Source organism: Streptomyces sp. NPDC048277, from assembly GCF_040652235.1.
In the GTDB taxonomy this organism is placed as follows: domain Bacteria; phylum Actinomycetota; class Actinomycetes; order Streptomycetales; family Streptomycetaceae; genus Streptomyces.
Genome location: NZ_JBEZLQ010000033.1, coordinates 73843 through 87084, shown reverse-complemented (window position 1 = coordinate 87084; position 13242 = coordinate 73843). Strand labels below are relative to the sequence as shown.

Sequence of the window (13242 nt, the reverse complement as noted above, 5' to 3'; positions counted from 1 at the left end):
GCGGCTTGCGCACGCACACGACTACGGCCGCTTCCGTGTGCCGTTCCCTCCCGTCGGCACGAAGCCGAACCGGACCCGAACCCGGACCCGGACCCGGACCTGAACCCGGATCCGCCCCCTGGCGGAAGCCCTGCCCGAGCGGCCTCTTAACATCATTTCGCATTCTTCGACGGACGCTGATGCCCGCTTGGTCGTGTGCCCGCCGTCCAACGCCCAGCACGACACAACGGCCCCACGCATCGCGAGGGAGCCGTGTATCGAGGAGGAACGTTCATGCAAGCCCGAAGGATCGGCGCGGTCGCCGTAACGGCGTTGGCGGTCGTGGCTGCCCGCGACCTCATGCAGAAGAAGCACGCACTGCTGCGGAACTTCCCGGTCATCGGGCACGCCCGGTACCTGCTGGAGACGATCGGGCCGGAGCTGCGGCAGTACATCGTGACCTCCAACGAGGAGGAGCGCCCCTTCAGCCGCGACCAGCGCAGCTGGATCTATGCGTCGGCGAAGGAGGAGAACAACTACTTCGGGTTCGGAACCGACGTCGACGTCGAGCACGTACAGGGGAAGGCCTACCTGAAGCAGCGCACGTTCGCCGGCGCCCTGCCCGACGCGCACGACGCGCAGGTCCCGCTGCCCTCGGCCAAGGTGCTGGGCGGGCCGCGCGGGCGCGCCAAGGCGTTCCGGCCCGCGAGTGTGGTGAACATCTCGGCGATGAGCTTCGGATCGCTCTCCGGCGCGGCCATCACGGCGCTCAACAAGGGGGCGGCACTGGCGGGCACGATGCACAACACGGGCGAGGGCGGCCTCTCGCCGTACCACCGCAGCGGTGGCGACCTCGTCCTGCAGATCGGTACGTCGTACTTCGGCTGCCGCAACGAGGACGGCAGCTTCAACCTCGACAAGCTCAAGGACGTGGTCGCCGGCGCCCCGGTCAGGGCGATAGAGATCAAGCTCTCCCAGGGCGCCAAGCCAGGGCTGGGCGGGATGCTGCCGGGCGCCAAGGTGACCCAGGAGATCGCCGGGATCCGCGGCATCCCGCTCGGCAAGGACTGCGCCTCCCCGTCGCGGCACACCGCGTTCAGCGACGTCGACTCGATGCTCGACTTTGTCGAACTGCTCGCCACCGAGACCGGTGTGCCGGTCGGGATCAAGAGCGCCGTGGGCGAGATGGGCTTCTGGCAGGAGCTGGCCACGCTGATGGCGCGTGGTGACCGCGGTGTCGACTTCGTGACCGTCGACGGCGGCGAGGGCGGTACCGGGGCGGCGCCGCTGATCTTCACCGACTCGGTGTCGCTGCCGTTCCGGATGGGCTTCTCCCGGGTCTACGGCACCTTCGCCGAGCTGGGGCTGACCGACGAGCTGACCTTCATCGGCTCCGGCAAGCTCGGCCTGCCCGAGAACGCCGCGGTCGCCTTCGCCCTGGGTGCCGACATGATCAACGTAGCCCGTGAGGCGATGCTGTCCATCGGCTGCATCCAGTCGCAGAAGTGCCACACCGACACGTGTCCCACCGGTATCGCCACCCAGAACCCGTGGCTGGCCCGCGGCCTCGACCCGACCTCGAAGGCCACTCGTGCCGCGGTCTACCTGCGCACCCTGCGCAAGGAGCTGATCAAGGTCTCGGCGGCCGTCGGCGTCGCCCACCCCGCACTCATCACGGCCGACGACATCGAGATCATGAACGGCGACTACGAGGCCCGCACTCTGGCCGCCGTCTACGGCTACAAGGACGGCTGGGGCGAACTCGGCCCGCGCCTCGCCGAGGACATCACGGCCCTGCTCACCACCAAGCCCGCCTCCGACGAGCGGCCGTCCGCCTGACACGCCGACAGCGACAGGCGCCGCGCTCAAGGCTTCCGGCGCGGAGCACGAGCGCACTCGGCAAGGACTCGCCGGCCGCCTCGCGTGTCAGCAAGCAGCTGGCACGCGAGGGGACCGGCACGGTCAAGAGCGGTTCGTCGGCGGGTGGGCCCTGGTCCTCAGGCGTGCCTTCGTCGACGACACAGCCAACTCCGGGGAGATCTCCCCCAAGGCGCGGCACCCGCGAAGCCTCGTCTCGCCCGCCGCGCCGGAGCCGCGGCGGTGTTCAGTCGGCCACCCGCAGCAGCAACTTGCCCGTCGATGCGCGCTCGCCCATCAGCCGATGGGCCTCGGCCGCGTCCGACAGCGGGAACTCCGCGGTGACCGGAAGAGTAACCTTGCCGTCGGTGACCATACGGAAGGCGCGCTCCGCGAGCGGGCGTAGCGCCTCGGGCGCCGACTGGGCGAGAGACAGGATGGAGAAGCCCGTGACCGAACGGCCCTGCGCGTAGAGGTCGGGCTGTCCGACCTGCCACGGTTCCGCCCCGCTAGCGTTGCCGAAGGACACCAGGCGTCCGAAGACGGCCAGCGCGCCGAGGCCGCGGCGAAGGGTGTCGCCGCCCACCGGGTCGAGGATCAGGTCGACCCCCCTGCCGCCGGTGGCGCGGCGGACCTCGTCGGGGAAGGAGTCGGTGGTGAACACCTCGTCGTAGCCGTGCTTGAGGGGGTACTCGGCCTTGGCCGCGGAGGAGACCACGCCGTACACCGCGCCGGCCCCCGCCGCCCGGGCCAGTTGGCCGGCCACCGTGCCGATGCCTCCCGCGGCGCCGTGCACCAGCACGCTCTCTCCGGCGCGCAGTCGCCCCACCTCGTGGAGCAGGGCGCGCGCGGTCGGCAGCACGATGGGGAGCGTGGCCGCGGTCCGCAGGTCCAGGCCCTCGGGGAGCGGGAAGACAGTGGCCGTCTCGGCGACCACCACTTCCGCGTAGGCGCCGCCGTCGACGAGCGCGGCGACCTGTTGCCCCGGGCGCAGCCCCTCGACGCCGGGGCCGACGGCCCGGATCCGCCCGGAGACTTCCAGGCCGGGGACGAACGGCAGCGATTCCACCCGGTACCCCTCGGCGCGCGCCTTGAGGTCCGCGAAGTTCACGCCCACGTAGGCGGCGTCGATGGTCACCTGGCCCGGTCCTGGCTCGGGGATCTCGGCCTGCACGACCTTCAGTACCTCGGGACCGCCGTACTCCCGGACCTCGACTGCGCGCATGAGCGGAATGCTCCCCTCGACAGAGTGTTCAACGAAAAGCGAACACTAGGACTGTAAGATACGCATCGAACACTGGGCAAGCGGCCGGAGCACTCCGCAGGGTTCCCGGCGAGGTCGCGCACGACGAGGGTGGGAGCATGGCGAACCAGGCCGCGGGCGGCAGTCACCGTGCGGCGCCCGTACACACGGATCCCGGCGATGTCTCCGTCCTGACCGCGCTGTCCGCGCTCGCCGACCCTGTGCGCATCCAGCTGATCCGCGAGCTGGCGGGCTCCGCCGACTGGACGCGCAGTTGTGGCAGCTTCGACGTGCCGGTCGGCAAAGCCGCCCTCAGTCACCATTTCTCGGTGCTGCGCGGCGCGGGTCTGGTCGAACAGCGCGACCAGGGGCCCAAGCGGGTCAACCGACTGCGCCGCGAGGAGTTCGAGGCACGCTTCCCCGGGCTGCTCGCCCTGCTCCTCCGCGGTGACGGCGCCGAGTGAGCGTCACCCTCGCCGGGTGATCGAGGACGAGCAGGTCGCCGTCATGCGGTGGATGGTGTGTGGGGCAACGCCCAGACGCAGTGCACGGCCTGTCCCGCGACGCGGGGGACTGTCCGCCCACCGACTGCCGCCCATCGGCCCTCGCGGCATTGGCCGGGCCCTGTTCGCCGGCCGTCAGCTACCCGCGTAGGCCCCGGTGTTGATGTCGTCGAGCAGGGTCGGGCCGGTGGGCTCCCAGTCGAGGAGCGTCCGCGTGGCCGTGCCGGACGCGGACAGGTCCATGGAGAAGAAGGAGCCGATCCACCCGAAGTGGTCCGGGACCTGGTCGGGGGCGATCGAGGCGACGGGCAGATCCCAGGCGCGGGCGATCGCCTCCGCGATCGCACGGGTCGGGACCCCCTCCTCGGCGACGGCGTGCAGCCGAGTGCCCGGCGAGGCCTTGTCCAGGCCGAGCCGGACCAGCCGGGCCGCGTCGGCGACGTGCACCGCGGACCAGCGGTTGGTGCCGTCGCCGGGGTAGCCGGATATGCCCGTGCGGCGGGCGATCGCGGCGAGGATCGCGATGAAGCCGTGGTCGCCGGTGCCGTGCACGGTCGGCGCGAAGCGCAGGCTGACGGCGCGCACACCGCGGTCGACGAACTCGAACGCGAGGTTCTCGCTGCCACCACGCGGTGAGCCGGGGCCGTGGAACGGCGACGGGTCGGACTCCATGGCGGGCCTGCCTCGGACGAGACCGGCCACGCCCGACGCGAGCAGGAACGGCCGACCGGTGCCGGTGAGGGTCTCGCCGATGGCCTGGACGGCCGCCCGCTCGGCAGCGCTGGTCCCGGCCGGGTCGGCCCAGTCGTGCTTGTTGGCGAGGTGGACGACCGCCTCGGCGGACGCGGCGCCCCGGCGCAGTCCGTCGAGGTCGTCCAGATCCCCGCGGTGAACCAGGGCCCCCTTCTTCTCCAGGGCCGCGGCCGAGGCGTCGGACCGGGCCAACCCGGTGACCTCGTGACCGGCGTCCAGCAGTTCGCCGACTACGGCGGAGCCGATCCAGCCGGAGGCTCCGGTGACGAAAACGCGCATGACGTGACTCCTTCGGCACTCCGCCCGCACGGTGCGGGCGGTCTCCCCGTAGGGGCGACGAGTGATGTCTGTGACTGACGTCAGTCACAGACATCACCGTAGCGTGGATGTCAGCCACTGTCATCACTAGACTCGGACCCATGACGCGTTGGGCACCAGGGACCGCGGAACGTCTGCAGGAGGCCGCACTGGCCCTTTTCGCCGACCGCGGTTTCGAACAGACCACCGCCGCGGACATCGCGCAGTCCGTCGGCCTGACCGAGCGGACCTTCTTCCGTCACTTCAGTGACAAGCGCGAGGTTCTGTTCCATGGGCAGCGCCTGCTGGCGGAAGCGTTCACCAGCGGTGCCCAGGCGGCCCCGGACGGCGCGTCGCCGATCGAGATCGTCGCGTGCGCCCTGCGCTCCGCGGCCTCGGTCTTCCCCGACGAGCGCAGGCCCCACTCACGCGCACGGCGGTCCGTCATCGAGCAGAACCCGGCGCTCCGGGAACGCGAGCTGCACAAGCTCGCCGGCCTCTCCGCCGCGCTCACCGAGACCCTCCGGGCCCGGGGCGTCGCCCCCCTGGCCGCCGCGCTGGCCGCCCAGTGCGGTGTCACCGTGTTCGGCCTCGCGTTCACCCAGTGGATCGGCGAGGGCGAACAACGCTCGTTCGACGCCCTCACGACGCAGACCCTGCAGGAACTGCTCGCTCTGGCCGCCAAGGGGACGCCGCGCATCGCGCCGTGACCGCGTCAGTCCTCGGAGGCGGTCCGGTCTGCTCGCAGGACGAAGAACAGGAAGCAGAGGAAGCGGGGCTTGTCCGCGATGACGTCGGGGAACAGTTCGGCGGCGGCAGGATCAGGCTCCGGCTCGCTGATGACCGTGATCCGGAAGCCTGCCGCGGTGAAGGCGTCGATCATCGCGTGCAGCGGCCTGTGCCAGAGACTCATCAGGGCGGTCTGGCCGCCCATGGTCCACTCTTCGGTCCAGTTGGTGGTGTCGAAGTAGTTGTACTCGGCCGCGCGGCCCTCCTGGCGGTGCATGAGGTTGATGGCAAAGGGGTGGTCGACCGACGCGATGAGCCGGCCGCCGGGCTTGAGTACCCGTCGCAGCTCGGCCAGCGCCGGCCCCCAGTCCTCCAGGTAGTGCAGCACCAGGGACGCGACGACATCGTCGAACGTGTCATCGGCGTAGGGAAGTGGGCCGCCCAGGTCGGCCAGCCGCAGGTCCGCGTCGTCGCCGAGCCGTCGGTGGGCCAACTCCAGCATCCCGGCACTCGCATCGAAGCCACTCACGAGGGCGCCGCGGTCGCGGAGCGCCGCGTACAGGGGACCGGAGCCGCAGCCCGCGTCGAGGATCCGCCGGCCGGCCACGTCGCCGGCGAGGGCCAGCATCGCGGGACGCTCGTAGTGGGCGTTGATGAGGTTGGTTTCGTTCTCGGCCGTGTACGCCGCAGCGAAGCTGGTGTAGTCGTTGACCTTCGGCGGATCCACGGTCACAACGGACGGCGAGGCGGGCCCGGTGTGGCGCGTGTGCTCTTGCGGCTTGTCAGAGGTCATGGTGCGAGAGACGTGTGACTCACCGGCTCGGTTCCTGGCCTGTCTGACACATGGCGGGAGGCGGGGACCGAGGAAAACCGCTGGGCCGCCCGACGCGCCTCGGGCATGATCGGCTCGTGGACACCTACCTGGAGACCGAGCGCCTGACCCTGCGCCGCTTCACCGCCGCCGACGCGGACCTGCTGATCGAGCTGGACAGCGACCCGGCGGTGATGCGCTATCTGTCCGGCGGCAAGCCGACCGCGCCGGAGGTCGTCCGCGAGCGCTACCTGCCGAACATCCTTGCCGGCTACGAGAAGTGGGGCGGCGATCTCGGACTGTTCGCCGCGCACGAGAAGGACGGCGGCGTGTTCATCGGCTGGTTCATCCTGCGTCCCGAACCGGAGGGCCCGCTGGACGAAGTCGAACTCGGCTACCGGCTGCGGCAGGCGGCCTGGGGCAAGGGGTATGCCACCGAGGGCTCGCGGGCCTTGCTGGGCAAGGCGTTCACGGAGCTCGGTGTGCGCACGGTCTGGGCCGAGACGATGTCCGTGAACCGCGGTTCGCGCCACATCATGGAGAAGCTCGCGATGACGCTCATGGAGACCATCCCCACCCCCTCCGACATGGAGATGGTCGAGGGCTCCGAACACGGAGGCGTACGGTACGAGATCACCAAGGAGCAGTGGGAGCAGCAGTAGCGGCGAACGGCCGTCCTGCCTCCACGCCACCTCGCACGCAGCCGTACCCGCGAAACCTCCCTCACCGATGGCGCATGGTCCGCCACGCAGTGCATTCGCGGGTGAAAGGTGCACCGTTCCAGGGGTGATGTCACCTTACCCCTTTGGTGTTATATGAGCCGTATGCACCAACTGCTCCGGCGAGTGTGGTCCCGGCGTGGGATACGCAGCGTTGCCGGCCAGATGTTCGTTCTGCAGGCTGTGGTCGTCCTGGTTCTCGTGGCGGCGGCAGTCGCCGCCCTCCTGCTGCAGTCGCGGAACGACGCCGAGCGCGAGGCGCAGACGCGCTCGCTCGCCGTGGCCGCCTCCGTCGCTTCGGATCCCACGGTGCGGCAGGCCTTGGCGGGCGCCCATCCGAGCGCCGTGCTCCAGCGGCAGGCCGAGGAGACCCGCAAGCTCTCCGGCGTGGACTTCGTCGTCGTGATGAGCCCCAAGGGTGTCCGCTACACCCACCCGAACCCCGCCATGATCGGGCAGCACTACATCGGCAGCATCGCGGCGGCACAGCACGGCGGCACCGTCACCGAAACGACCACCGGAACGCTGGGCCCCTCCGTCCGGACGGTGGTGCCCGTGACCGACCCCCAGGGGAAGGTCATCGGGCTGGTGTCCGCCGGTATCACCATCCACCAGGTGAGCCTGGTGGCCGGACGGCAGATGCCGCTCGTCCTGGCGGCCGCGGGACTGGTGCTCACTGCGGCCACCGGCGGAAGCGCCCTCATCGGCAGGCGCCTGAGCCACCAGACACACGGTCTCGGACCGGTCCAGATGACGCGCATGTACGAGCATCACGACGCCGTGCTGCACTCGGTACGCGAAGGGGTCCTCATCGTCGATCCGCGGGGCCGGCTGCTCCTGGCCAACGACGAGGCCAGGCGCCTGCTGGGGCTGGCGGCCGACGTCGACGGCCGGCCCGTCACGGACCTGGGACTCGACCAGCGGGCCGAACAGCTCCTCCTGTCGGGCCGGGCGACCACGGACGAGGTGATCGAGGTCGGCGGCCGGCTGCTGGCCATCAGCCAGCGCCCCACGGCACAGCCGGCCGGATCGGGAGGCTGGGTCGCGACGCTGCGGGACACGACCGAACTCAGCGCGCTGATGGGCCGGGTGGAGCTGGTCCAGGAACGGCTCAGGCTGCTGTACGACGCCGGAATACGCATCGGCACCACCCTCGACGTGACACGCACCGCCGGAGAACTGGCGGAGTTCGCGGTGCCCAGGTTCGCCGACTACGTCACCGTCGACCTGGCCGACGAGGTGCTGCGCGGTGAGGAACCGAACCCCCTGCGCGCCGCGGAGCTGCGCCGTGTCGCACTGTGCGGCGTCCGGCCGGACGTACCGTTCTACCGGCCCGGTGCGCTCATCCAGTTCGACCCCTCGACCCCCCAGGCGGCGGGTTTCGGTTCCGGCCAGATGGTGCTGGAGGCCGACCTGGCGACGTTCTCCGGCTGGCAGGCACAGGACCCGGAACGCGCCCGCAGGCTGGTGGCGCACGGCGTCCACTCCATGATCACTGCTCCGCTGCGGGCCCGCGGGGCGATTCTCGGCGTGGCGACCTTCTGGCGTTCCAAGGAGCCGGCACCCTTCACCCACGAAGACCTCTCACTCGCGGAGGAACTGGTCGCCCGTGCCGCGGTGAGCATCGACAACGCGCGCCGCTTCACGCGGGAGCGCACCATGGCGATCACGCTTCAGCGCAGCCTTCTGCCGCACGCCCTGCCGGAGCAGAACGCGGTCGACGTGGCGCACCGCTACCTTCCGGCCGAGGCGGGGCTCGGCGGTGTCGGCGGCGACTGGTTCGACGTCATACCCCTGCCCGGGGCGCGGGTCGCCATCGTGGTGGGCGACGTCGTGGGACACGGGCTGCACGCCGCGGCCACCATGGGCCAGCTGCGTACCGCGGTCCACAACCTCTCCACGCTCGACCTGCCGCCCGACGACCTCCTCTGGCACCTGGACGAGCTGGTCACCCGCATCGACCAGGACCGGGACGGAGACGCCGGAACGCCGACGCTCACGGGCGCCACCTGCCTGTACGCGATCTACGACCCGGTCTCACAGCGGTGCACGATGGCCCGGGCGGGCCACCTGGAACCCATCCTCGTGCACCCGGACGGCCACGCCCACCTGCCCGGAGTACCGGCCGGTCCGCCGTTGGGGCTGGGAGGGATGCCGTACGAGAAGACCGAGGTGCTCCTGCCCGAAGGCAGCAGCATCGTGCTCTACACCGACGGTCTGGTCGAGGACCGGAACCAGGACATCGACGAGCGCATCGAACGCCTGCGCCGCGCCGTCGAGCCGGCGGGGCGCACGCCGGACCAGATGTGTCGGGCCGCGATGGACGCCATGCTGCCCGGGCCGCCGCGTGACGACGTGGCCCTGGTCGTCGCCCGCACCCGGCTGCTCGACGACAAGCACACCGCGTCCTGGGACGTGCCGTCCGACCCCGCCGCGGTCGCCGGAGTCCGGGCCGCCGCCGCCGAGCTGCTGCGGGACTGGGGTCTGGAGGAGGAGGCGTTCACCCTGGAGCTGATCCTCAGCGAGCTGGTCACCAACGCCATCCGGCATGCGACCGGCCCCATAGGTGTGCGCCTGATCCACGACCGCAGCCTCATCTGCGAGGTCTCCGACGGCAGCAGCGTGTCCCCGCACCTGCGCCGGGCCACCACCATGGAGGAAGGCGGCCGTGGCCTCTTCCTGGTGGCCCAGTTCGCCGACAGCTGGGGGACGCGCTACACGTCCGGAGGGAAGGTCATCTGGACCGAGCAACGGCTCGCCGCACAGCCTTGACCCGCCGGCCTCACCTCACGCCCCGGACTTGCCCCAGGTCGCCTTGAACTTGGCCGCGTAGCCGTTCGTGTAGCCCGCCAGGTTCGGGTGGAAGACCGCGGACGCGTTGGTCAGGTCGTTGAACCAGGAGTCGGAGCCGCAGGCGCCGTGGCCGGTGAACTGCTTGCGCATGTCGACGAAGTAGACGGGCTCCTTGACCGAGGCGGCCCTGGTGCCCTCGGCCAGCGCGTCGGCGAAGCCGTTCATGTACGTGCGCTTGGCGGCGTCGAGATCGATCACCGGGCACGTCCCGGACGAGGAGAGGACCTCCGGGTAGCCGAAGACGAGGATCAGGGCCTTGGGCGCGCGGGCCTTGATGTCCTTGTACAGGGCGGCGAGGTCGTCCACCATCTGGTGCTGGGCGTAGTACGACATCCACAGCGTGGCCGTCTGGCAGTAGCTGTCGTTCTGGGTCAGACAGCCCTGGACCACACTGGAGAACTGGGCGTCGTTGCCGCCCACGGTGAGGGTGACCAGGCTCGTGGAGGAACTCAGCGCGGAGAGCTGGTTGTTGCGCACGTCGGCTATGGTCGCGCCGCTGCAGGACACGTCGTTGAGCTTGTACTCGGGGTTCGCGGCCGCCCACTGGTGCGGGTAGTTGGACGGGCTGCGCTTGCAGTCGCCGCTGGCCGCGTCGTACGTGCCCGCGCCGACGCCGGAGGCGTACGAGTCGCCCAGGGCCACGTACTCCGCCTGTGCGGCCGCCTGGGCGGGGGTGCCGGCCATCGTCGACAGACCGGCGAACGCCAGCACGGTACTGGCGGCGACCGACGTCAATTTACGCATGATTTCCCTCTGGATCGGGGATTTCTGGATCGGGGATTTCGTTGTCCCGGAATCGATGACCCGGGCGAGGAAGCAAGATCGTACAGTGGACCGGTTGTCATCCAACTCCTGCTTGTTGCACAGGAATTGCCGAATTGTTGTCGCGTCCCGGTGTCGTAGCCTGTGGCGCATGGTGCGCCGGATACTGGCCTTGCCGTGGGTCCACACGGCGTACGACATCGCCCTCGCGGTGCTGGTGGTCTGCCTGACCAACAGCTACGACATGTCCTACGACCAGCCCATCGGCTGGTCGATGGCGCTGGCCGTGGTGTTCCGCCGCCGGTGGCCGATGACCGTGATGACGGTGGTCGGCGGGCTGGCGCTGGTGCAGTACGTGCTGGCCGAGTACCCGGACGACATGCTGGCGTCCGTCGCCGCCGCCTATGACGCGGCGCTGCTCATCGCGATGGTCTCGGTGGTCACGCACGCCCGGCGGACCTGGCAGATCTGGGCCTCGGGGGCGATCCTGCTGTTCGGCGTCGCGCTGGAGTCCGGGTTCGGCCTGCCCGGCGCGCGGGACAGCGAGGTCGACGTGGTCACCCTGGCCATCTACAGCGGTATCTTCTCGGCGCTGTGGCTGACCGCCATGGTGCTGCGCACGCGCCGGCTGTACGTCGTCAGCCTGGAGGAGCGGGCCGCCACCGCCGAGCGGGAGCGCGAGCACCTGGTGCGGCTCGCCGCCGCCGAGGAACGGGCCGAGATCGCACGGGAGTTGCACGATGTCGTGGCCCACAGTCTGGCCGTGATGATCCTGCAGGCCGACGGGGCCGGTTATGTCCTCAAGTCCGACCCGGAGAAGGCGACTTCGGCCCTGAAGGCCATCGGCGACACCGGGCGGGACGCGCTGGAGGACATGCACCGGATCGTGAAGGTGCTGCGCACCGGACGGTCCTCGGTCGGGCGGGACGAGGTGGCGGACACGGAAGCCGCCCGGCGCCGGGTGTCGCTGGACGATCTGGAGACGGTCGCCGAGCGGGCCCGGGCGGCGGGCCTTGAGGTGGATCTGGTCGTCGAGGGCGAGCGGGGCGGGCTGTCCACGGCCGACGGGCTGACCGTGCTGCGGATCGTCCAGGAGAGTCTGACCAACGTGCTGCGGCACGCCGGGCCAGGCGCCCGGGTCTCGATCACCCTGCGGTTCGGGAAGGACGTCGTGCGGATCGGCGTGGTCGACGACGGGGCCGGCAGGCTCACCGGTTCGCGGGCCGTGACGGACCGGGGGAGCGGCGGGAACGGGCTGGTGGGGATGCGCGAACGCGTGGAGGTGTCCGGCGGCACGTTCACCGCCGGGCCGCGGCTGGGCGCGGGATGGCAGGTCGACGCGGAGATCCCCGTCAAAGAGGCTTCGGTGAGGACGGCGGGATGAGCGAGGGGACGAGGAACGGGATGGCGGACGGCATGACGGGCGCGAACGGGACCGGCGGACCGGGCGGATCGAGTGGACCGATTCGGGTCGTCGTCGTGGACGACCAGCCGCTGATCCGGGCGGGGTTCGCGATGGTGCTGGCCGCGCAGGACGACATCGAGGTCGTCGGCGAGGCCGAGAACGGCGCCGACGCCCTCGCGCTGCTGGCCCACACCAGGGCGGACGTCGTCATCATGGACATCCGGATGCCCGTCATGGACGGTGTCGAGGCCACCCGGCGGCTCGGTGAACGCCCCGGTTCCCCACGGGTGTTGGTGCTCACCACCTTCGACACCGACGAGGACGCCTTCGCCGCGCTGCAGGCCGGGGCGAGCGGCTTCCTGCTGAAGAACACCCCGCCGGAGGAGGTCGTGGCGGCGATCCGGGTGGTGTCGGCCGGCGAGTCCGTCGTGTCGCCGCGCGTCACCCGCCAGTTGCTGGACCGGTTCGCGGGCAAGCTCGCGCCCACGGACCGCACCGACGAGCGACTGGAGCAACTGACCCTGCGCGAGCGGGAGGTGCTCGGCCTGGTCGCCGAGGGCCTGTCCAACGGTGAGATCGCGGCCGCCCTGTTCATCGCGGAGGCCACCGTGAAGACCCACTTCGGGAAGGTCCTCACCAAACTGGACCTCCGGGACCGGGTGCAGGCCGTCATCTTCGCCTACGACTCGGGGCTTGTCAGACCACGGTCGTAGTCCCCGCCTGCCACCGCGGTCGCAGAACCGGGGCGCGCGGATCAGTTCACGATCCGATGTCCCGGACCGCCCGGTCTTCGAGAATTTCATCCATACCGAACGGCGAGAAAGCCCGCGAAAAAGCGGGACGCAAACCGCCGGACGAAAAGCATCGGATCGAATTCCCGGAGGCCACCATGTCTGTTTCCGCACGCCCGCGTCGCACCCTGGCGATCGTCATCGGCTCCCTCGCCCTCGTCGTTCTCACCGGCGTCGGCATCGCCGGCGGTCACTGGTGGCACGAGCGCCACCTGCCCAGCCAGGCCTCGAAGGCCGACTGCACGCTGGCCCAGCAGATCATCGACGAGGCGCAGAAGCTGCCCACGGGCGACAAGAAGGCCATCGACAAGTGGGAGAAGGACACGGCGACGCTGCGCCGGGCGCAGATGAAGGACGGCTACCTCGGCTACAACATCGCCCAGTACGAGGGTTGGGTGACCACGAAGGCGAAGGGCGAGGCCGTGGAGCAGTCGAAGAAGGACATGCTGCACATCGCCGACCAGGCCAACTCCCACTGCTCGGACGCCAAGGTCACGCTCGCGTTCCCGTCGCTGAACTCCTGAACCCGGCCCGGCGAAG

At 70.4% G+C, this 13242-nt stretch carries 12 protein-coding genes; 8 read left to right on the top strand and 4 right to left on the bottom strand.

The genetic code is table 11. From position 1 onward, the window contains the following. The first annotated feature begins 273 nt into the window (after window positions 1-273). A complete protein-coding gene (locus AB0D85_RS45130; RefSeq protein WP_362334827.1) occupies window positions 274-1818 on the top strand; it encodes an FMN-binding glutamate synthase family protein in 1545 nt (514 codons plus the stop codon). A 265-nt stretch (window positions 1819-2083) separates the two neighbouring features. Here the strand turns inward: AB0D85_RS45130 and AB0D85_RS45125 are convergent, their stop codons facing one another. Next, window positions 2084-3061 carry a zinc-binding dehydrogenase gene (locus AB0D85_RS45125; protein WP_362334824.1) on the bottom strand — a complete coding sequence of 326 codons (978 nt, stop codon included), beginning with the start codon at window positions 3059-3061 and terminating at the stop codon, window positions 2084-2086. Window positions 3062-3198: 137 nt separating this feature from the next. Here AB0D85_RS45125 and AB0D85_RS45120 point away from each other — a divergent pair, with 137 nt between their 5' ends. After that, window positions 3199-3543, top strand: a complete 345-nt coding sequence (locus tag AB0D85_RS45120) for a helix-turn-helix transcriptional regulator (protein WP_362334820.1) — start codon at window positions 3199-3201, stop codon at window positions 3541-3543. A gap of 174 nt (window positions 3544-3717) precedes the next feature. On the opposite strand, the gene AB0D85_RS45115 is transcribed toward AB0D85_RS45120, so the two are convergent. Then, window positions 3718-4614 (bottom strand): SDR family oxidoreductase, encoded by an 897-nt coding sequence (locus AB0D85_RS45115; protein ID WP_362334817.1) that lies wholly within the window; start codon window positions 4612-4614, stop codon window positions 3718-3720. Between the two features lie 140 nt (window positions 4615-4754). Between AB0D85_RS45115 and AB0D85_RS45110 the strand changes: the two genes are divergently transcribed. Further along, window positions 4755-5342 (top strand): TetR family transcriptional regulator, encoded by a 588-nt coding sequence (locus AB0D85_RS45110; RefSeq protein WP_362334815.1) that lies wholly within the window; start codon window positions 4755-4757, stop codon window positions 5340-5342. Between the two features lie 5 nt (window positions 5343-5347). Here the strand turns inward: AB0D85_RS45110 and AB0D85_RS45105 are convergent, their stop codons facing one another. Then, window positions 5348-6154 carry a class I SAM-dependent methyltransferase gene (locus AB0D85_RS45105; protein ID WP_362334812.1) on the bottom strand — a complete coding sequence of 269 codons (807 nt, stop codon included), beginning with the start codon at window positions 6152-6154 and terminating at the stop codon, window positions 5348-5350. A gap of 116 nt (window positions 6155-6270) precedes the next feature. Between AB0D85_RS45105 and AB0D85_RS45100 the strand changes: the two genes are divergently transcribed. Next, the gene (locus AB0D85_RS45100; protein ID WP_362334809.1) at window positions 6271-6834 is read left to right on the top strand and encodes a GNAT family N-acetyltransferase; all 564 of its coding nucleotides are present in this window, start codon (window positions 6271-6273) and stop codon (window positions 6832-6834) included. A 162-nt stretch (window positions 6835-6996) separates the two neighbouring features. Then, window positions 6997-9663, top strand: a complete 2667-nt coding sequence (locus tag AB0D85_RS45095; protein WP_362334806.1) for a SpoIIE family protein phosphatase — start codon at window positions 6997-6999, stop codon at window positions 9661-9663. Window positions 9664-9678: 15 nt separating this feature from the next. On the opposite strand, the gene AB0D85_RS45090 is transcribed toward AB0D85_RS45095, so the two are convergent. Next, window positions 9679-10488, bottom strand: a complete 810-nt coding sequence (locus AB0D85_RS45090) for an SGNH/GDSL hydrolase family protein (RefSeq protein WP_362334803.1) — start codon at window positions 10486-10488, stop codon at window positions 9679-9681. A 169-nt stretch (window positions 10489-10657) separates the two neighbouring features. On the opposite strand from AB0D85_RS45090, the gene AB0D85_RS45085 reads away from it, so the two are divergent. From AB0D85_RS45085 to AB0D85_RS45075, 3 genes are all read left to right on the top strand, one after another. Further along, complete coding sequence (locus AB0D85_RS45085; protein ID WP_362334800.1) at window positions 10658-11890, top strand: histidine kinase; 1233 nt, start codon at window positions 10658-10660, stop codon at window positions 11888-11890. Between the two features lie 32 nt (window positions 11891-11922). After that, window positions 11923-12624: a response regulator transcription factor gene (locus tag AB0D85_RS45080; protein WP_362334943.1), complete on the top strand. Its 702-nt coding sequence runs from the start codon at window positions 11923-11925 to the stop codon at window positions 12622-12624. A 176-nt stretch (window positions 12625-12800) separates the two neighbouring features. After that, window positions 12801-13226: a hypothetical protein gene (locus tag AB0D85_RS45075; RefSeq protein ID WP_362334796.1), complete on the top strand. Its 426-nt coding sequence runs from the start codon at window positions 12801-12803 to the stop codon at window positions 13224-13226. Window positions 13227-13242: the final 16 nt, after the last annotated feature.